This window comes from Xanthomonas sp. NCPPB 1325 (assembly GCF_041477645.2).
Lineage (GTDB): Bacteria > Pseudomonadota > Gammaproteobacteria > Xanthomonadales > Xanthomonadaceae > Xanthomonas > Xanthomonas cannabis.
This window is the reverse complement of the sequence record NZ_CM192985.1, coordinates 1,946,900-1,965,946: the sequence shown is the minus strand read 5'-3', so window position 1 is coordinate 1,965,946 and position 19,047 is coordinate 1,946,900. Positions and strand designations below refer to the sequence as shown.

Here is a 19,047-nt window from a genome sequence, read left to right as displayed (position 1 = left end):
GTGTCGTTGCCCGTCTCGCGCCGCTCGTTTCTCAGCCTCGCCACCACCGGCGTGGCGGTTTCCGCACTGGGGCTGGCACCCGCGGCCGAGGCGGCCCGCAAGCGCGCCGCGGCGCCGGCAACGCCGGGCGTGGCCGCCGCGGCCGGCACCGTGTACCTCAACCTCAATGAGCACCCGCTCGGGCCTGCCCCGGCGGCGGTTGACGCTGCCACGCGTTCGCTGACGCGTTCGGGCCGCTACCTGTCGGAGATGGAGCAGGATCTGCGCAACCTGATGACCGGCGAGCTGCAGTTGCCCAACGATCATCTGTCGTTGTTTCCCGGTTCCAGGGATGCATTGAATCGCGCCACCAATCTGTTCACCTCCGCGCGCGCCGGGCTGGTGGTAGCCGACCCGAGCTTCGACCCGCTGATCGAAAGCGCCACTGCCCACGGCGTGGCCGTGCGCAAGGTGCCGCTGCGCGCCGATGGCGCACACGACGTCAAGGCGATGGCCAAGGCCGACCCGACCGCCGGCCTGATCTATGTGTGCAATCCCGGCAATGTCACCGGTTCCATCACCCCGCGCGCCGACATCGAGTGGCTGCTCGCCAACAAGCCGTCCAGCGCGGTGCTGGTGGTCGACGAGGCGTATATCCATTACAGCAACGAGCCGTCGGTGGCCGATCTGGTGCGTCAGCGCCAGGACCTGATCGTGCTGCGCAGCTTCTCCAAGCTCTACGGCATGGCCGGCCTGCGTCTGGGCGCCGCCCTGGCCCCGCCGGGACTGCAGACCAAACTTGCCGCCTTCGGCAGCAACCCATTGTCGGTACCGGCGATGGCCGCCGGCATCGCCAGCCTGCGCGACCCGCTGCTGGTGCAGACCCGCCACGCCGACAACGCCCGCGTTCGCGACGAAACCATCGCCTGGCTCAAGGGCAAGGGCTACACCTGCCTGCCCTCGCAGGCCAATTGCTTCCTGCTGGACGTCAAACGCGACGCTGGCGTGTTCGCCGATTCGATGCAGAAGCAGGGCGTCATCGTCGGCCGCAGCTGGCCGATCTGGCCCAAGCGCGTGCGTGTCAGCGTGGGCACCGAGGCGGAGATGGTGCGTTTTCGCGAAGCATTCGGCAAAGCCAAGCGCTAACTCGCAAAGCGTTCGATAAAGCCAACGCGAACCCTTCTCCCATCGGGACATTGTCCTCCTTTATGGAGGAGAAGGTGCCCCGCCAGGGGCGGATGAGGGGCGCATCGCGAAGTGGTCACCGCCTGGGAGGTCAAGCGCGTCGCTACGCGCCTTCAGAAATGACACACCACAAGTGGCTTCGCCCCGTACCCTCACCCCAATCCCTCTCCCGCCGGGAGAGGGGCTTTAAAACTACTGGTCCAACGCCTCGCTCTGCGGTGCGCGTAGCGTGCGCCGGATCCACAGGTAGCTGATGACGAAGGTCAGTGCCATCGAGCCGGCGTTCCATAGCAGCAGCTCGCGCAGCATCGGCGGGCCTTGCAGGATGTGCGTGTAGTAACGGCGGTCGAACAGCGCGATCGCATGCGGCAGGAACACGCTGATGAAGGGCGTCGGTACCGGCGCCACCAGCAAGGTGATAGCGGCTGCAAAACCGCCAATCACCCACGGCGAGTTGCGCGGGCGCTTGCGCAGCCGTGCGGCGATTCGGGTAAAGATCCACAGCAGCGGCATCGCCAGGATTGCCCACAGCACCAGCAGTAGCGCCACTGCCAACACGCCCTGCAGGCTCAACATTGCTCAACTCACCAGCGCGGCGATTTGGTCAGCGGCGGTGCCTGATGTTGACGGTCGTAGGCACGCAGCTCATCGCGGATATGCGCCACACGCTGCCGGCCCAATGCGTTGCGGCTGTCATCCAGCACCACGCCGTCCAGCAGCTCGGCCATGCGCTGCACGGTCGGCAGCATCTTTTCCCAGGCATCCAGCGCCGTCATCGGCGCAGGCAGGGTCAGGAAGAACGCGATCGCCGGCGTCTGCATCTCGCGGATGTTGGCCATGTCGAAGCTGCCGGGCTTGAGGATGCTGGCCATGCTGAAGATCGGCCCGCGCTCGGGATGCCCTTCCACCAGACGGTGAAAGACATTCATGTGGCCGAACACCAGCCCGGTCTTTTCCGCGGCCACCACCACATCCTCGCCACGCAGGATCTGCCCGGCCTTGGCGGCCACGAACAGCGACACGATCTTGTCGAAATCCTGGTTCGGGCGCTTGCCGACATCGTTACCGCCGGCCGCGTCCTGCGCGTCCAGCGACAGCTCGCTCTGTTCGGCACTGCCCTCGCTGCGCTCGAAGGCAGCACCGTCGACATCTGCATCGCCGGAAATCACCGGCTCGCGCCGCTCGCGCGGCTGCCCGTCGTCCTTGTCGACGCGACGGCCCTGCGGCGATTTCTTCGGGCGGCCGAACAGGAAGATGGCCGCGACCAGCAGCAGTCCAGCGATCAGGATCCCGATCCGGATCATGGCCATGTCGGACATTCAGCGTGCCTCCGCGTAAAAGTGACGGGTGGAATCATTCCAACAAGCATGGCACGTCATGCCGCACCCGCCAAACGTGCGGCTTCTTCCAGGTCCACGCTGACCAGGCGGCTGACGCCGGGCTCGCGCATGGTCACGCCGGACAACTGGCGCGCCGCTTCCATCGTGGCCTTGTTGTGGCTGACGAACAGGAACTGCACCTTCTCGCTCATCTCACGCACCATGTTGGCCAGGCGGCCGACGTTGGCCTCGTCCAGCGGCGCGTCCACCTCGTCGAGCAGACAGAACGGCGCGGGATTGAGCTGGAAGATCGCAAACACCAGCGCCACGGCGGTCATCGCCTTCTCGCCGCCGGAGAGCAGCGAGATGCTGGACACACGCTTGCCCGGCGGGCGCGCCATGATGGTCACGCCTGTGTCGAGCAGGTCTTCGCCGGTGAGTTCCAGATACGCATGGCCGCCACCGAACAGGCGCGGATACAGCGCCTGCACGCCCGAGTTGACGCGGTCGAAGGTGTCCTTGAAACGCCCGCGGGTTTCGCGATCGATCTTGCGGATGGCTTCTTCCAGCGTTTCCAGTGCGGTATTGAGATCCAGGTTCTGCGCGTCCAGGTATTCCGAGCGCTGCGCGGCCTCGCCGTATTCCTGGATGGCGGCCAGGTTCACCGGCTCCAGGCGGCGCATGCGCGCGTCGATCTGGCCCACCGCTGCTTCCCATTCGGCCGCATTGGCCGCCTCGGGCAGGCCGTTGACCACGTCTTCGAGCACGAAGCCGGCCTTGACCACGGCAGCCGACAACTGTTCGGCGCTGAGTACCAGCGCCTGCTGATCGAGCTTGCGCTGGGAGATGCGTTCGCGCTGCGCCAGCGCCTGTTCGTCGCGCTGCTGACGGGTTTGTTCAAAGCTGCGGAGTTCGCTGTCGATGCTGTCCAGCAGGGTGCGCGCCTCGCCCAGCGCGCGCTCGGTGCGCACGCGCTCGCTCAATGCGGCCTGATGTTCGTGCTCCAGCGTTTCCACCGGCGAATCGCCGTCGCTCAGCTGGGCGACCAGATCTTCCAGGCGCGTGTCGAGCTGGCCGCGCTGGCTGTCCATGCGCTCCAGCGTCTGGCTGAGCGAGGTGATCTGGGTGCGTTGCGACTCCAGCGTCAGCGCCAGGGCATGCATTGCATCGCGCACGCCGCGCGCGGCATCGCGCGCCTGATCGCGTGCATCGGTGAGTTGACGACGCTCGCTTTCCAGCGCTTCGCGCGTACCCTGCAGATCGCCCATCAAGGTGACCGCATCTTCGAGTTTGGCACGCGCTTCGCGGGCCTGCTCGCGGCTGGTATCGAGCGTTTCCAGCAATTGCGCCAGTTCGCTCTCGATGCGGTCGATGCGCGTGCGCGCCGCGTCGACCTTGCCCTGCTGGCTCTGCAACTGGCCGGCCAGCTCGGACACGCTGCGGTGCGCCATGTACAACTGGCGCTGCGCATCTTCGCGCTGCTGCTCGGCCGCCAGCGATTGCTCGCGGAAGCTGGTGAGTTGGTGTTCGAGCTCGGCTTCGCGCTCCTGCAGGGTTTCGATCTGGGTGCGCAGGTCCTGGATTTCGCGCTCGCGCAGCAAGGCGCCCTGCTTGGCGGCGCCGGAGCGCGACACCCGCACCCAGCCCTCGCCCAACCGCTCGCCATTGCGGGTGATGACCGAGTCGCCCTCGGGCAGGCTGCGCTGCAGCGCGCGCGCGGCCGCCAGATCGTCGGCAGCGTGCAGGCGCGCCAGCAGGCGACGGATCGCGATCGGCCCCTGCACCTTGGCGGCCAAGGAGGTCGGCGCGAACGTGGCGGTGTCGGTGGCATCGGACACCAGCGCGATGCGGCCTTCGCCCAACTCGCCCAGGGCGTCCACCAGCTGCTCGGGCGCTTCCACCAGCACGCCTTCGATCAACTGCCCCAGCGCGCTTTCGACGGTGTTTTCCCAGCCGCTTTCCACGCTGATGCGCTCGCCCACCCGCGCCGCCGAGTCCAGCCCGCGCGACTTCAGCCACGCCACCGCCGCCCCCTGCTCCTGCCCGAGCGCGGCCTGTTGCAGGGTTTCCAGCGACGACAGCCGGCCACGCGCGGCCTGCGCCTGCTTGCGTACTTCCGCCAGCTCGCCCTGGCTTGCCCGCTGCCGTTCCTGCAGGCCGCCGAGGGCGTGCTTGCGCGCCTCCACCTGCTCGGTCAGCCCGTCCAGCGACGCCTTTTGCGTTTCGTGGCGCAGTTCGATCTGCTCGAACGCTTCGGCCAGCGCATCCAGATCCAGCCCGGCACGTTCGTTGAACAGCGCTTCGCGGCGGCGGTCGGCTTCCAGTGATTGGCGGTCCAGGTAATCCACGCGCGTGCGCTCCACTTCGCCGGCACGCGAGGCTTCGCCGGTGTCGCGGTTATGGGCTTCCCAGCGCTGCTGCCAGTCGGCCAGCCGCGCCTCGGCTTCACGCAGCGCTTCCTGACGGAATTCGTGGTCTTCGCGCAGTTGTTCCAGCTGCGGCTCGGCGTCGGCCACCGCCTCGCGCAGCACGGCCAATTTGGCCGAATCGCCACTGATGTGCTGGGTCAATTCCTGCAGCTGGCTTTGCGCCTCATCGCGCGCCTTGTGCAGGCGGTGCGAGAGCTCGCGCTGATGCTGGATCTGCTGCTCGATGCGCGCCAGCGCGCTGCCCACCTGGTACACGTCGGCCTGCGCCTTGGCCACCGCCTCGGCGGCCTCCTCACGGCGTACGCGCCCGGTTTCGATGCGTGCTTCGGCATCGCGCTGATCGGCGATCAATTGCTGCAGGCGGGTTTCTTCCTGATTCAATTTTTCGCGCAGGCCCTGCAACTGCCCGTCCAGGCCGCGGTATTCCAGTGCCTTCCACTCGGCATCCTTGATCCGGCGCTCTTCCTGCAGGGCCTGGTATTGCTCGGCCTGACGCGCCTGGCGCTGCAGATGCGCCAGCTGCTTGGTGATTTCCTCGCGCAGGTCGCCCAAACGGTCGAGATTTTCGCGCGTATGGCGGATGCGCGTTTCGGTTTCCTTGCGGCGCTCCTTGTACTTGGAAATGCCGGCGGCTTCTTCCAGATAGACGCGCAGGTCTTCCGGGCGCGCCTCGATGATCTGGCTGATCATGCCCTGCTCGATGATCGAGTAGCTGCGCGGCCCCAGGCCGGTGCCCAGGAACAGGTCGGTGATGTCGCGGCGCCGGCATTTGGTGCCATTGAGGTAATAGGCGCTGTTGCCGTCGCGGCTGACCAGGCGCTTGACCGAGATCTCGTTGAACGAGGCGAACTCGCCGGTGATGGTGTGATCGGAATTGTCGAAGATCAGCTCCACCGTCGCCTGCGACACCGGCTTGCGCGCCGAGGAGCCGGAGAAGATCACGTCGGTCAGCGAGTCGCCGCGCAGGCGGCTGGCCGAGCTTTCGCCCATGACCCAGCGCACCGCATCGATGATGTTGGACTTGCCGCAACCATTGGGGCCGACGATGCCGGTCATATTGGTGGGCAGGTGCAACGTGGTCGGGTCGACGAACGACTTGAAACCGGACAGTTTGATCGTGGACAGGCGCATGGGGACTGGAGATTCCGGGCACCGCGCGGACGAAGCCGGCAGGCACTGTTCCTGTGAAGCCAGCGCCCAAACCCTTGATCCATAAGATCTGCGGGCCGTGGAACCGGCAATGGGGCATGAGTATAACGGGCATGCCTGCGCTGGCGGCGGCGCCCCAAAAACGAAGGGCGCCTAACAAGGCGCCCTTCGGGTGACACTGACGGCCTGGATCAGGCGTCGGATTCGACGATGACCTTGACCGAGGTTTCCACATCGGCGTGCAGGTGCAGCACAACGTCGTATTCGCCGACATTGCGGAAGGCGCCTTCGCCCAGGATCACTTCGCTCTTTTCCAGCGGCAGGCCGGCGGCGGTGAACGCCTCGGCGATGTCGCGCGGGCCAACCGAGCCGTACAGCTTGCCTTCGGTCGACGCATGCGCGCCGATGGTGACGCTGGCGCCTTCGAACTTGGTGGCGCGGCTCTGTGCGTCGGCCAGGATGGTGTTGGCCTTGGCTTCGTACTCGGCGCGCTTGGTTTCAAACGCCTCGACGTTCGCAGCGGTAGCCGGAACGGCCTTGCCCTGCGGCACGAGGAAATTACGGCCGTAGCCCGGCTTGACGCTGACCTTGTCGCCCAGGTTGCCGAGGTTGGTCACTTTCTGCAGAAGAATCAGATCCATGGTGGTGCTCCGTTATTCGTTAGCGCCGGCCGGTGGGCGGGCGCAACGGGTGCTGTCCGAAAAGACGGGATTCGGGAATCGGGATTTGGGAATCGCAAGAGCACGATCAACACCGCATCTCGAATGACCGGCCTCTAATTTTTAATAACCCGCACATGGATGTGCGGGCTCTTGTGAAGGACTCACACAAAACCGTGCGGGTTCTTGTGAGGGACTCACACAAGACACGTGTGGGTCTTGCGCAAGAAACCGCATGACTGCGGATTCCTGCGCGGAACTGCTTAGACGTCGTGGTTGTCCGTGTACGGGATCAGCGCCAGGAAACGCGAGCGCTTGACGGCCGTGGCCAGCTGACGCTGGTACTTGGACTTGGTACCGGTCACGCGGCTCGGCACGATCTTGCCGTTCTCGGTGAGGTACTGGCGCAGGGTGTTGAGATCCTTGTAGTCGATCTCTTTGACGCCCTCGGCGGTGAACTTGCAGAACTTGCGACGACGGAAGAACTTGGACATGACAGCGCTCCTTAAGCGGCTTCGGCGTTGTCGCCGTCGGTATCGGTGGCAGCGGGGGCTTCGCCCTCTTCATCGTCACGACGACGACGCTCGCTACGCTCGGGCTTGTCGCCCTTCTCGTCCTTGCTCTTCATGATCAGCGACTGCTCGGTGTCCGGGCCATCGCGCTTGACGACTAGGTGACGCAGCACCGCATCGTTGAAGCGGAAGCTTTCCACCAGCTCGCTCAGCACGGCCTGGTCGACTTCGATGTTGAGCAGCACGTAGTGCGCCTTCACCAGGTTCTGGATCGGGTAGGCCAGCTGACGACGGCCCCAGTCTTCCAGACGGTGGATGGTGCCGTTACCGCCCTCGATCAGCGACTTGTAGCGCTCGATCATGGCCGGGACCTGCTCGCTCTGGTCCGGATGGACCAGGAACACGACTTCGTAATGACGACTCATGTTGTTTTACCTTTCGGATGTGGCCACGTGGGCCGGACAGCTCCCCGGGAAGTCCGCGCAAGCGGCCGGTGGAGCAAGGGTTCCCACCCGGACCCGGGCAGGAAGCAGGAAAGTATGGCAGTTCAGATGCTTAGCCGCAACTGGACTTACGGCAGCCAGCCCACGAACGTGGCGTCCTCGCAGGCGCTCAACCCCTCGCCCCGCGGGCGAGGGGTTGGGTGAGGGTACGGGGCGAAGCCACTCGCGCCCTTCCACTGCATGAAGCTTTGCCCGCACCCTCATCCGCCCTTCGGGCACCTTCTCCTCCATGAAGGAGGACAATGTCCCGAGGGGAGAAGGGACTCCAGTGCCGATTGGCTCAGCCGGCCTCAGCGATGCTCGGCTTCGGTCGTAAAGCTCTCCCCGCAACCGCACTCGGCCGTGGCGTTGGGATTGCTGAAGATGAAGGTCTCGCTGAGCCCATGCTTGCCGAAATCGATGCGGGTGCCGTCCACCAGCGGCAGGCTCACCGGGTCGACGAAGATGCGTACCCCGCCCTGCTCGAATACCGCGTCGTCATCGCGCTTTTCGCGCGCCAGGTCAGTGATGTGGCCCCAGCCGGAACAACCGGTCTTGGTCACGCCAAAGCGCAGGCCCAGCGCACCCGGGGTCTGCTGCACGAAACGCTGCACGCGCTCCAGCGCGGCGGGGGTGAGGCTGATGGCCATGGGACACTCCAAAACAGTGGTGACAAGTATAGCGAGACCGCCACACCCCGGCGGCACGCTAGGCGATGACGTCCGCAACATATGGGGGCAGCGCGCGCCGGCGACAAGCGCAGCTTGGCGCACCGTGTTCAGGTGCTCGCGCCCGCGCGCCCGCAGCCAGTAAACTCGCAGGCCATTCAAGGTCGCTACGGCGAGGAATAGTCATGACGGTGGTCAGCGTTGAACATGCGCTTGCGGGCAAGCTCCCTGAAGGCGGCGAAGTCACGGTACGGGGGTGGGTGCGCACGCTGCGCGGATCTGCCGGACTGGCCTTCATCAACGTGACCGACGGTTCGTGCTTCGCTCCGATCCAGGTGGTGGCCAACGACACCCTGCCCAATTTCGACGAGATCAAGCGGCTGACCAGTGGCTGCTCGCTGATCGCCAAGGGCGTGCTGGTGAAGTCGCAGGGCAAGGGCCAGTCGTTCGAGATCCAGGCCAGCGGCGTGGATATCGTCGGCTGGGTCGAGGACCCGCTCACCTACCCCATCCAGCCCAAGCCGATGACGCCGGAGTTCCTGCGCGAAGTGGCGCACCTGCGCCCGCGCACCAACCTGTTCGGCGCGGTCACCCGCATCCGCAACTGCCTGGCGCAGGCGGTGCACCGGTTCTTCCATCAGAACGGCTTCAACTGGATCAGCACCCCGATCATCACCACCTCCGACGCCGAAGGCGCCGGGCAGATGTTCCGCGTCTCCACGCTGGACATGGTCAACCTGCCGCGCGATGCCGCTGGCAATGTGGATTTCAGCCGCGACTTCTTCGGCAAGGAAACCTTTCTCACCGTGTCCGGCCAGCTCAACGTGGAGGCGTACTGCCTGGCGCTGAGCAAGGTGTACACCTTCGGCCCGACCTTTCGCGCGGAGAACAGCCACACCACGCGTCATCTGGCCGAGTTCTGGATGATCGAGCCGGAAATCGCCTTCGCCGATCTGGCCGAGGATGCACGTCTGGCCGAGCAGTTCCTCAAGTACCTGTTCCGCGCGGTGCTGGACGAACGTGGCGACGATCTGGCGTTCCTGGCCGAGCGCGTGGACAAGAACGCGATCAGCAAGCTGGAGGCCTTCATCAATGCGCCGTTCGAGCAAATCGACTACACCGATGCGGTGAAGCTGCTGCAGAACTCCGGCAAGAAGTTCGACTTCCCGGTCGAATGGGGCCTGGACCTGCAGACCGAGCACGAACGCTGGCTCACCGAAGAACACATCGGCCGCCCGGTGGTGGTGACCAATTATCCCGAGCACATCAAGGCGTTCTACATGCGCTTGAACGACGACGGCAAGACCGTCGCGGCGATGGACGTGCTGGCGCCGGGCATCGGCGAAATCATCGGCGGCAGCCAGCGCGAGGAGCGCCTGGACGTGCTGGATGCGCGCATGGCGCAGTTCGGGCTGGATAAGGAGCACTACAGCTGGTACCGCGATTTCCGCCGCTATGGCTCGGTGCCGCATGCCGGCTTCGGCCTAGGGTTCGAGCGCCTGGTGGTCTACGTGTGCGGCTTGAGCAACATCCGCGACGCCATCGCCTATCCGCGCGCGCCGGGTAGCGCGGAGTTCTGAGGTGAGTCTGCTGGTGGCCTCCACGCTGCAATTGCTGGCCTTCCTGGTGGCATTGCTGAGTGCCGGCATTGCTGGGGTGCGTGGCCTGCGGCTGGCGCAGCTGGCGTCTGCTCACCCGAACCCAGGCGCGTGGTGGCAGGCCGATACGGCGCGCAAGGCCGTTGGCCATGCCGTGCGGCCGTTGTGGTGGACCATTGCTGCGCTGGTCGTCGGCGCAGCGCTTCCCAAACTCGCACTCCTGCTGGCGGGCACATGACTCTGTTCTTCGCGCTGTGTTTCGTGGGTGTCGCCGTTGCGGGGCTGACAGCACTGCTGATCTTCTGGCCACTGACCCTGGTGCACTTGCGCGACCGGCATCCGGAGGCATTGGCCAGCTTCGGCGACCCGGCTTTCATCAGCCCCGTGGCATTGCGCTGGTTGCTGGCGCGCCGCTACCGCAGCTACCGCGACGGTGCCCTATCCGGCCTGGCCACGCCCGCGCGGCTGTCGCTGCTTACCATCTTTTTCGGCCTGGGCATGGCAGCCCTGCTCGGGCTGCTTTCCAAGGTAATGCCATGACTATCGAGCTCGACGACCGCGACACCTCCACCGGCCACGACCAATGGTGGCTGGCCACCATTGGCCGCACGTTGATCTGGGCACGCCTGCGCATCAAGGATGCCGGCACCGCCGAGGTGCTGGACAGCGATGGCAAGACACTGGCCTACGACAGCGAAGACAGTGCACGCGCGGCGCTGTTCGATGCCGAGTTCGTCGCGTTGGACGGGCTGGACGAAGAAGACGCGCTGATCCGCGGTTTCTCGCTGCACGAGATCTCGCCACCGCAAGGCGACGACGATGCCGACCTGCGCGAACGCATGGTCATCAGCATGGGCGGCCGCGCCTGAGATGTACGCCCCGCGCGCGTTTGCACAGACCGATCTGGCACTGCTGGACTGGCTGCTGGCGCGCGACGCGTTCGTCACCCTGATCAGCCAGGACGAAGACGGGCGACCGGCCATCTCGCACCTGCCGGTGCTGTACCGGCGCGATGGCGAGGACATCACCATCGAAGGTCACTGGGCACGACCCAACCCGCAGGCGCGCGCACCTGGCGAGACTGTGATCGTGGTGCACGGCCCGCACGCCTATGTGTCGCCCACCTGGTATCCAGACAAGGAAACCGTCGCGCGCGTACCGACCTGGAACTACGCGTGGCGCATCTGCATGGGCATTGCAGCCGGGTGGACGACGAGCAGGCGCTGGGCGACCTGATCGGGCGCATGAGCGCGCACTTCGAACACCGCATCGGCAGCGACTGGCAGTTCGAAATGGCGCGCGACAGCCATCGCCGGCAACTGCGCGGCCTGGTGGGCTTCCGTTTCGTGCCCAGCCGTATCGAGCTCACCTTCAAGCTCAGCCAGAACCACCCTGCCGCCAATCAACGCAGTGTCAGCGAATTCCTTGCGCAGCAACCCAACCAAGCCTCGCAAGCGGTCGCAGCATTGATGCAGGCGGCCATGGACGCCAATACGACGCGCTGAGACGGCAGCGGTCGCACTCTCGAAGCCTGATCACCAGACGGTTGGGACGCGTCGGCCGTGCCTCGGGCGACACCGGAATCGAGCTACCTGCGGGTCGTCGCACCACTACCTCACTGCGCCAGACATCGCCCCCGCTCCACGCTCACAACCTGCTCAGCATGCGCTAGCGCTGTACACGCTGCGGTGGTGGTGCATCGGCCACCGGGGATGCTGATGTGCATAAGCCAGCGCCTAGCACCTGCGTACCTGCACCAGTGTCCATACGGCCGGTGTGCCGCTGTGCGTTGCCGGGATGCCTCAGCCGGCACGGCGCATGTGCTGCGCTACGCATGCATCGGGCGGCTCACCACTGCCGTCGATTGCTGCTTCGAGCGAAGAAAGGCCCTGCGCGATCGCATAACGGGTCAGCTGAGCGATGCTTTGGATATTGAGCTTCAACATGCAGTTTTCGCGATGCGTTCCCACCGTTTTCACGCTCAGGTGCAAGCGGGTAGCGATCTGCCTGGTGGACAGGCCCTCCGAATAGAGCTGCACGATCTCGCGCTCGCGTGAGGTCAGTCGGGTGTAGGCAGAATCGGCCCTGGCGGGTCGACGCAGCCCTGCGATCAGTGAACGCGACATCTGCGGGCTGATATAGGTCTGATCCTGGGTGACGCATTGAATCGCACGCAGCAATTCGGCGAAACGGCTGGTTCGCGCCAGATATGCTTTGGCACCAGCTTCGAAGACTGCGCTGGCCTGCATACAGGCATCGGACGGAGCGATACAGATTGCCCGGCTACTGGGGCTGCGCTGCATCAAGCGCCGCGTCAGATCGATACCATTGAGGCCGGGGAGCAGGACATCCACCAGGACGATATCAGGCAGTTCTCTTGCGGCGATCTGAAGACATGCCAGCCCGTCTTCCGCATGCCCTACCACTTCGAATCCCGGAACCTTTTGCAGCAAAGCGACCATCCCTTCCACGAGGATGGTGCGATCGGCAGCAACGACGATACGTGTCTTCATCATACCCTCTGGTGCACGAATGGGGACCGCGATGTGCAGCGGCTTTCAAGCGGCGCGCTGCAGCGAATCGGCAGATGCTCGGCAGGAGCACTAGAGCGAGCTTGTCACACGCTCACCGCCGGGCCATCGGTCTTGAACTGATTTGGCGGGCATCGGATGCTGATATCGATAACGATGCCGACGTCGCTGAGACACCATGACGGGTGCTCCTGCCTGAAGCGTGTTAGGCAATTTGCGCCGAAGCGGAAGCGAGCCATGCCGCACGACGCGAAAACGTGCTGCCACCTGCTGCTCGGCTGACTCTGCCAAACCGCGCTCCTGCTTACAGCCGGCATAAAAAAAACGCGCGTGCCTTACCGCATCTCACTAACGAACGATTACGAATCGTCGGACATCATCTGCCTGGCAAGGCCGGTCAGTTGCTGGCGCACCTGATCCAGACGCGGGTCCGCCTGCATCTCGCGCTGCAGGTCCAGTAGACCTGCAGCAAGTTCGCCACGCGCGCGGATGCTTTCGGATTCGGCCGACGCACGCTGTGACTGGATGGCGGCAGCGGCTTGTTGGCCGGAATCGCCGCGCACGACCGTTTCCATGACCTCGACCATGCGTTGCAGCAGGCGGTACACCGCGCTTGCCGAGAAGCCGCCCATCATCGCCAATGCGGGCTTTCCGAACGCGCCCAGGCTGCTTTCAGCGAAGAGATTCTCCGGCAGCAACTCCACCAGGATCAGGCCGGCGATGAGACCAAGGATCATGCGCGCCGCATAGGAGGAATCGAAGCGCGGATCGTATGTTGCGTCGGCAACGTAACGATGGGCTTGGAACAACGCAGAAAACGCGGCACCGAGTCCGGCGCAGGCCAGGATGAACATCACATTCCAGCCCAGCGTACTCCCCGAGGAATCGAGGAAGCCCAGCGTGATGTTGTGCGCGTTCACAAGGCTGGACATCGCCAGTCCGACTACTGAAGCCAGACAACCGACCGAGGTCAAGGTCAAGGTGCGGATCAATGGAATCGGCCCGAGCCAGCGCAGCCAGCCACCGCGTAGGCGCTCGCGCTCGATCAGCACAACCGCCTGTGGCGTTGCCGGGTGGATCGCACGCACCAGCTGCCGGTGCAGACCGGCCAATTCGCGCGCGCCGGATTCGCCGTGCAAGGAGGCGCCAGGCATCACGCGCAGCTCTGCCAGCCGGCCGGGCAGATCGGGAGACATTGCCATCCCTTGCTTCAGTGCATAGGACACCATCGCCCGGCATTCAAGCTCCAGTTGTTCGAATACGCTGCAAAATGCCGGCCCGCCGAATTCTGCCGGCGGGATGGGCTGGGCCACTGCGCGTCGCCGTAGGCCGGCGCGCCTGCTGGCTCGCTTCCACATAGATGACGTCCTTGCTGGCAGATACGCAGCTACGACACCTCAAGGCATCCGCTGGAACAGCGCCGTATCCCGCTGACCTTTCAACAGCAGTGCAAGCTCGGCGCTGCCATCAGCACGAACCTGCAGACTGGCCTGGACATCACTGAGCTGACGGCAATAGCCCCTATCGTTGGCCATGACCCAGGCATTCAACACGCCTGCCGCACGTCCGGCATAGCGCAATTCCACTTGGCAATCGCGCGGGGCACCGTAGCGCAGGCGACCGAGCACATCTCCCGGACGAACGGTGGTCGCCACGATTTCCAGCTGTGCAGACATCAGGCCCGCCGCGCGCCAGCGCCCGGCTTCGGCCAATCCGGCATTGCCTTGATCCAGGGCGACGACGAACGGCGAGGCGCTGCCAGACAACGTGAGCTGCATCCCAGGCGCGCCCCCATCGGCTACCTGGAGTTGGGCAAGACCGCCGGTCAGCGCCTCGCAAAACTTGCCGCCATTGCGCGACAGCAACGCGTAACCGTCCGGCTGCGCTCGTAACTCGAGCGCGCAATTGTACGGAGGCCCGAATCGCAGATCCGCCACCTGGGTCCCCTCGACTCCAGCGGCGCGCGCACTCAGACGGACGTAGACCGGGCCTGCGCTGCCGCCGGTGGACAGGATGCCGCGCCAGTCACCGGCCGGAATCCCCCCAGCGGGGGCTGCCTGCGCTGCAGTCAGCGACAGACACAAGGCCAGTGCCGAAGTGATGCGCAAAATGTGATGTTGATGACGATGTTGACCAGACATGAAAAAGCTCCGATAAGAAATTGGAAACGGTGGAAAGATCGATCACGCTGCCAATCAGCAGACCAAACGCAGCGGTGACCAGAACAACAACCAGGCAGATGATGAAGATGGATCGCCGCTCGCGCCGGGACTGCCGACAGAGATCCGCATGCAAGGTGGCCACATCAGTTCCCAGCCGCTCGGCGAGCGCGCGGGCATCGGCGTCTGACAGCAGCAACCTCACGGCACCACTCCGGAATCGGACGGTGGCACGTCCACGAACGGATGAAGCGTCCATTCCTTCAGCGCGATGCCATCGAACCAGAGCACGCCACGCGGACACTCGCTGCCCTGATACCCGATTTTCAGCGTGTGGCCCGACGTACGGCTGCGTGGCGGCGCAAGACGCAGCGCCAGTCCGGGAGCACCGTCGCTGTGCGTGACCGCCTCTATCTGCACTTCCAGCGTCAACGAAAACTCGCTGATTTGCGATAGCCGCAGCGCGCGCAAGTGGCAGACTGGAATGGACAGCATGGTTTCCATTCCACCTTGGGCCGTTCCTTCCTCATCCACGCAGCGAACCTGCATCCCGCAGGCAGCCACCGCAGCATCCACCAGTGCGGCGTGGCGCTGGTGGCAGCGCAGTTGCGCTCGTCGGACGGCCTGGTCGAGCAACTCCACGAAGGCGTCCAAGGAATAGCTCGCGTGTGCCATCTACGACTCCGTCAGCCAGATCGGCTTGCGCTTGAACCCAACGTGGTAGCACAACCATTGCAGCACCACCTGGTGCTCGCCCAGCTGCAGGATATTGAAGCTCTTCTCGATCCCGAGAATCGCTCCCTTGGGCGCTTCGCTGAGGCAGCGATTGAGCAGTTGCTGCGCGGCCTCGACCTGCTCAGCGGTCTGCATCTTTGCCGGGTTGTCGCTGCCGACGACGATGCGCTTGATGTAGCTCACTTCTGAAAAATCGATCATCGGCAACGACTCGGGTGATAGAAAGGTGCAGGACTCAGCAGCGCCGCTTACGGTACCTGCACAGGCGCTGAGACTTTGCGTGGCGCTGCGGCGGTCTGCAGGATGTCGAGCACGCGCGACAGCCCTTCAGGGGTACCGCGATCTTCGGCGTGCAATGCGACGTGATACTTGGCCGAGTTATCCGAAGAGCGCGTGTTTTCCTTGTGACTGGACACCGATCCCTGCACGTTGACCTTGGCCTTGAACACGCCCCAGCCGACGCTTGCCTCCAGATCCACCTTGAGGCTCTTGTCTTCGGCTTCCTTTTCCGAGAACGAGGATTTGACTTCCATGTCAAAGGTCACGTCCACGGTCTGAATGCTCAAATTGGGAACATTGACCAAGGTCAGCAGCGGCACAACGATCTCGACTTCCTCCTCGGCCATCCCGACACCGCTGGGGTCTTCGACCGGGCGTTTGAACTTGAACTGCGCGGTCCGTGTGCCGCCGTTTCCGTTGGGATCGGTAGCCGGGTCGGTCGGCGGCAGAAAACCGATGACTTTGATGAAGTCGGCGGTGGCGCGGGCTAGCATGACCTGCGCATCGCAGGCTGCACGTAACGGGGCGCCGATCAGGTCCGCCATCGGCAGGCCCTTGAATTGGTCGGACATATTGACAATATCGCTCATGGTGCTCTCCTGAAGAGTGATTGTTTAGAAGAATCGACGACGGCGGGAATCAATCTCCCTTGACCGTCTTGAACACGCCTTGCGACTGCGCAAGGCGATTGATGAGACGTGCCACGCCTTCGGTCGGCTCGCTGCCTTCCACGCGCAACACGACATGTACTGCACTGTGCCGCGCACTTTTTGCGTTGGAGCCAAGGTCGATGCCGATCTGGCCGGGCAGCGCCGGCGGCTTGGGATGCCAGTCATCGACGGCGGCTGGAACCGCCAGCGACGCCGGCAACGCTGCTTCGTCCAGTTCGCTGAGCTCGCCGAGTTGCGCATCGAAGCTGATCTCGACGTCCTTGATACGCAGGACGTTGGACGACACCAGCGGCAACAGCGGTGCGCGATACAGGTCTTCGTCGTTCTCGCCCGCTTCCGGATGCTGCGACGGCAAGCGGATCAGAACGCTTCTGGGACGATTGTCCTCGTCGAAGAACGCGCCCAGATTGGCCATCTGGTGCTGTTCGATCCGGTCCTGGGCGTCGATGACCGCCCCAGCCAGCGCTTCGATCAGATCATTGAGGGAGATTTGCGCCATATTGGGCTCGTTGGTCGGAGATGTCGCTGGGCCGGTACTGGCTCAGACCGCGTCGGGAAAGCTATCCACGCGTGCCAGCCATCCCTTGAGAAACCTGCCAAGCGCAGGTCGCGCGGCGACCAGTCGCTGGTAGTAGTCCTTGCGGCCGGCCTTGTAGCGTGCATAGAGGTCTTGCTGGTTGCTGGATGCCAGTGCGGCAAACGTCGCCGGTCCCATTCGCCCATCCGCCACCAGCGCGCCGCCGGTCTGCGCGTTGAGCACGGTCTGCAGCAGCTTGACGGCGTTGCTGCCGGCGTTGACATAGAAATCGAACAGGATGTTGGCCAACGGCTGCAGTGCGATCTGGTCGGCGCGCAGCCGGTCCCAGTACTGCGCCTTGTAAATGACCCCGGCCTGGGCATCCGTCAGGGCACGCAGGTTTGCCAGGCTTGGCTCCACGCCCAGCAGGTTCTGGGCGCAGGCCTTGAAGGTCAGCAGCGTGATGCCCTTGTTGGTGGCCCCACCCGGATCGGCGGGATCGTTGACGAAGCCGCCTTCGTGCTTGAGCAGGGTTGGAAAAAACACGTTGAAGTCAGCCATCGGCGCCACCTGTGGAATTGATCGGTGGCGCCAGTTTCCGCATCGGTGCAATAGCCGGGCATCGGCCGTTCACCGATACTACGCTGCCTGAAAGCTGATTCATTCCGGGTCCCGGCAGGGGCCACCAAGACCGCGTTTTCTGGAATACTGCCCCCATGAACGAGCTCAACCATCTGCTAGACAACAACCGTGCCTGGTCCGAGCGTATCCGCCGCGAAGACCCGGAATTCTTTTCCAAACTTTCCACCCAGCAGACGCCCGAATACCTGTGGATCGGCTGCTCTGACTCGCGCGTGCCGGCCAACCAGATCATCGACATGGCGCCGGGCGAGGTATTCGTTCATCGCAACATCGCAAACGTGGTGGTGCATACCGATTTGAACTGCCTGTCGGTGATCCAGTTCGCGGTGGACGTGCTCAAGGTCAAGCACATCCTGGTGGTGGGCCACTACGGTTGCGGTGGCGTGTTTGCCAGCCTCACCCAGAAGCGCATGGGCCTGGTGGACAACTGGATCCGTCACGTCACCGATGTGGCCGACAAGCACGAGGCCTGCCTGCACGATGCCGGTGATCTGCCGGTGCAACACGCGCGCCTGTGCGAGCTCAACGTGCTGGAACAGGTGGTCAATGTCTGCCGCACCACCATCGTGCGCGATGCCTGGGAGCGCGGCCAGGCGCTGTGTGTGCATGGCTGGGTGTACAGCCTGCGCGACGGGCATGCGCACGACCTGGGCATGTCCATCGATCGCCCGGAGCTGCTGCAGGAGCGTTACGACGCCGCGCTGGCGCAGATCCAGGCCGATCACGAAGAACGCTGAGGCCCAACCGGACGCGTTCACGGCGACGCAAGGAACAGTCGTCGCACGCGTCCGGACAAGGCGTCCGGAACCGGCATGGCCTCAGTGGTACGTGCCGGCTCTGCGCAGTGGCAGCGGGGACCTCGCCTTTCGCGATCGCGCCAGTCACCGCGTCACCCAACGGCGCCATGGGTTGGCTATGCTGGACGTCTTCTTTATCGAGGAACGTCGATGCTGGTCCCGCCGATCAACCTGCATGCCTGGATCGAGCAACACCGCCACCTGCTCAAGCCGCCGGTGGGCAACAAGTGCATCCAGCAGGACGGTTTCATCATCATGATCGTCGGCGGGCCGAACGCGCGCACCGACTATCACTATGACGAAGGCCCGGAGTGGTTCTTCCAGCTCGAAGGCGAGATGGTGCTGAAGGTGCAGGACGAGGGCGTCCAACGCGACATCCCGATCCGCGCCGGCGAAATCTTTCTGCTGCCGCCGAAGGTGCCGCATTCGCCGCAGCGTGCTGCCCGCTCGATCGGCCTGGTCATCGAACGTGAGCGCCTGCCGCACGAACAGGACGGCCTGCAGTGGTATTGCCCGCAGTGCAATCACAAGCTCTACGAGGCGATGTTTCCGTTGGGCAATATCGAAACCGATTTTCCGCCGGTATTCGATCATTTCTATCGCTCGTTGGCCTTGCGCACCTGCACCCAATGCGGGCACCTGCACCCTGCGCCCGAGCGCTACGCCGCAGTCGAGGCCTGAGGGGACAATGGCATGCCATTGCGGCGAGCACGTGGAGTGCGATGCGGTTGATTGT

Annotated in this window: 23 protein-coding genes and 1 pseudogene; 9 read left to right on the top strand and 15 right to left on the bottom strand. The window is 64.3% G+C overall.

Going from position 1 to position 19,047, the window contains the following annotated elements:
* Positions 1-1,125: a pyridoxal phosphate-dependent aminotransferase gene (locus ACCQ10_RS08295; protein ID WP_372362739.1), complete on the top strand. Its 1,125-nt coding sequence runs from the start codon at positions 1-3 to the stop codon at positions 1,123-1,125.
* A gap of 231 nt (positions 1,126-1,356) precedes the next feature.
* Here the strand turns inward: ACCQ10_RS08295 and ACCQ10_RS08290 are convergent, their stop codons facing one another.
* From ACCQ10_RS08290 to ACCQ10_RS08260, 7 genes are all read right to left on the bottom strand, one after another.
* Positions 1,357-1,740 carry a hypothetical protein gene (locus ACCQ10_RS08290; RefSeq protein WP_372362738.1) on the bottom strand — a complete coding sequence of 128 codons (384 nt, stop codon included), beginning with the start codon at positions 1,738-1,740 and terminating at the stop codon, positions 1,357-1,359.
* Positions 1,741-1,748: 8 nt separating this feature from the next.
* The gene (gene zipA / locus ACCQ10_RS08285; protein WP_039411463.1) at positions 1,749-2,483 is read right to left on the bottom strand and encodes a cell division protein ZipA; all 735 of its coding nucleotides are present in this window, start codon (positions 2,481-2,483) and stop codon (positions 1,749-1,751) included.
* 56 nt (positions 2,484-2,539) lie between these two features.
* A complete protein-coding gene (smc, locus tag ACCQ10_RS08280; protein ID WP_372362737.1) occupies positions 2,540-6,043 on the bottom strand; it encodes a chromosome segregation protein SMC in 3,504 nt (1,167 codons plus the stop codon).
* Positions 6,044-6,252: 209 nt separating this feature from the next.
* On the bottom strand, positions 6,253-6,702 hold the full coding sequence (rplI, locus tag ACCQ10_RS08275; RefSeq protein WP_039411457.1) for a 50S ribosomal protein L9: 450 nt from the start codon (positions 6,700-6,702) through the stop codon (positions 6,253-6,255).
* A gap of 281 nt (positions 6,703-6,983) precedes the next feature.
* Positions 6,984-7,214 (bottom strand): 30S ribosomal protein S18, encoded by a 231-nt coding sequence (gene rpsR, locus ACCQ10_RS08270; RefSeq protein ID WP_005991243.1) that lies wholly within the window; start codon positions 7,212-7,214, stop codon positions 6,984-6,986.
* 11 nt (positions 7,215-7,225) lie between these two features.
* On the bottom strand, positions 7,226-7,657 hold the full coding sequence (gene rpsF, locus ACCQ10_RS08265; RefSeq protein ID WP_039411444.1) for a 30S ribosomal protein S6: 432 nt from the start codon (positions 7,655-7,657) through the stop codon (positions 7,226-7,228).
* A 368-nt stretch (positions 7,658-8,025) separates the two neighbouring features.
* Positions 8,026-8,364, bottom strand: coding sequence for a HesB/IscA family protein (locus tag ACCQ10_RS08260; protein ID WP_372362736.1), 339 nt, complete (start codon positions 8,362-8,364; stop codon positions 8,026-8,028).
* Between the two features lie 203 nt (positions 8,365-8,567).
* Here ACCQ10_RS08260 and asnS point away from each other — a divergent pair, with 203 nt between their 5' ends.
* The 5 genes and pseudogenes from asnS (at position 8,568) to ACCQ10_RS08235 (ending at position 11,485) form a co-directional block, all read left to right on the top strand.
* Positions 8,568-9,962 (top strand): asparagine--tRNA ligase, encoded by a 1,395-nt coding sequence (asnS, locus tag ACCQ10_RS08255; protein WP_372362735.1) that lies wholly within the window; start codon positions 8,568-8,570, stop codon positions 9,960-9,962.
* A 1-nt stretch (position 9,963) separates the two neighbouring features.
* The gene (locus ACCQ10_RS08250) at positions 9,964-10,218 is read left to right on the top strand and encodes a hypothetical protein (protein WP_372362734.1); all 255 of its coding nucleotides are present in this window, start codon (positions 9,964-9,966) and stop codon (positions 10,216-10,218) included.
* Positions 10,215-10,520 carry a hypothetical protein gene (locus ACCQ10_RS08245; protein WP_372362733.1) on the top strand — a complete coding sequence of 102 codons (306 nt, stop codon included), beginning with the start codon at positions 10,215-10,217 and terminating at the stop codon, positions 10,518-10,520. The genes ACCQ10_RS08250 and ACCQ10_RS08245 overlap by 4 nt, the downstream gene beginning before the upstream one ends.
* Positions 10,517-10,849 (top strand): hypothetical protein, encoded by a 333-nt coding sequence (locus tag ACCQ10_RS08240; RefSeq protein ID WP_039411430.1) that lies wholly within the window; start codon positions 10,517-10,519, stop codon positions 10,847-10,849. Before ACCQ10_RS08245 ends, ACCQ10_RS08240 begins: the two co-directional genes overlap by 4 nt.
* A gap of 1 nt (position 10,850) precedes the next feature.
* Positions 10,851-11,485: pseudogene (locus tag ACCQ10_RS08235) on the top strand (FMN-binding negative transcriptional regulator).
* Positions 11,486-11,782: 297 nt separating this feature from the next.
* On the opposite strand, the gene ACCQ10_RS08230 reads toward ACCQ10_RS08235, so the two are convergent.
* The 3 genes from ACCQ10_RS08230 to ACCQ10_RS08220 all read right to left on the bottom strand — a co-directional run bounded on the left by ACCQ10_RS08230 (position 11,783) and on the right by ACCQ10_RS08220 (position 14,619).
* Positions 11,783-12,496 carry a LuxR C-terminal-related transcriptional regulator gene (locus ACCQ10_RS08230; RefSeq protein WP_372362732.1) on the bottom strand — a complete coding sequence of 238 codons (714 nt, stop codon included), beginning with the start codon at positions 12,494-12,496 and terminating at the stop codon, positions 11,783-11,785.
* A gap of 374 nt (positions 12,497-12,870) precedes the next feature.
* Positions 12,871-13,740, bottom strand: coding sequence for a hypothetical protein (locus ACCQ10_RS08225; RefSeq protein ID WP_166743408.1), 870 nt, complete (start codon positions 13,738-13,740; stop codon positions 12,871-12,873).
* A gap of 168 nt (positions 13,741-13,908) precedes the next feature.
* A complete protein-coding gene (locus ACCQ10_RS08220) occupies positions 13,909-14,619 on the bottom strand; it encodes a hypothetical protein (protein ID WP_372363083.1) in 711 nt (236 codons plus the stop codon).
* A gap of 52 nt (positions 14,620-14,671) precedes the next feature.
* Between ACCQ10_RS08220 and ACCQ10_RS08215 the strand changes: the two genes are divergently transcribed.
* Positions 14,672-14,860 carry a hypothetical protein gene (locus tag ACCQ10_RS08215; RefSeq protein ID WP_372363082.1) on the top strand — a complete coding sequence of 63 codons (189 nt, stop codon included), beginning with the start codon at positions 14,672-14,674 and terminating at the stop codon, positions 14,858-14,860.
* 11 nt (positions 14,861-14,871) lie between these two features.
* On the opposite strand, the gene ACCQ10_RS08210 is transcribed toward ACCQ10_RS08215, so the two are convergent.
* The 5 genes from ACCQ10_RS08210 to ACCQ10_RS08190 are packed head-to-tail and all read right to left on the bottom strand — an operon-like array spanning position 14,872 to position 17,433.
* Entirely contained in the window at positions 14,872-15,345 is a 474-nt protein-coding gene (locus ACCQ10_RS08210) for a hypothetical protein (protein WP_372362731.1), read from the bottom strand.
* Entirely contained in the window at positions 15,346-15,606 is a 261-nt protein-coding gene (locus ACCQ10_RS08205; protein ID WP_104580055.1) for a hypothetical protein, read from the bottom strand.
* Positions 15,607-15,653: 47 nt separating this feature from the next.
* Entirely contained in the window at positions 15,654-16,274 is a 621-nt protein-coding gene (locus tag ACCQ10_RS08200; RefSeq protein ID WP_123137381.1) for a DUF2589 domain-containing protein, read from the bottom strand.
* 49 nt (positions 16,275-16,323) lie between these two features.
* Positions 16,324-16,854 carry a DUF2589 domain-containing protein gene (locus ACCQ10_RS08195; protein ID WP_039520615.1) on the bottom strand — a complete coding sequence of 177 codons (531 nt, stop codon included), beginning with the start codon at positions 16,852-16,854 and terminating at the stop codon, positions 16,324-16,326.
* A 42-nt stretch (positions 16,855-16,896) separates the two neighbouring features.
* Positions 16,897-17,433, bottom strand: a complete 537-nt coding sequence (locus tag ACCQ10_RS08190) for a glycoside hydrolase family 108 protein (RefSeq protein WP_372362730.1) — start codon at positions 17,431-17,433, stop codon at positions 16,897-16,899.
* Between the two features lie 155 nt (positions 17,434-17,588).
* On the opposite strand from ACCQ10_RS08190, the gene can reads away from it, so the two are divergent.
* Both can and ACCQ10_RS08180 read left to right on the top strand, forming a co-directional pair.
* A complete protein-coding gene (gene can / locus ACCQ10_RS08185; protein ID WP_039411402.1) occupies positions 17,589-18,251 on the top strand; it encodes a carbonate dehydratase in 663 nt (220 codons plus the stop codon).
* Between the two features lie 210 nt (positions 18,252-18,461).
* Positions 18,462-18,992, top strand: a complete 531-nt coding sequence (locus ACCQ10_RS08180; protein ID WP_039411400.1) for a 3-hydroxyanthranilate 3,4-dioxygenase — start codon at positions 18,462-18,464, stop codon at positions 18,990-18,992.
* Positions 18,993-19,047: the final 55 nt, after the last annotated feature.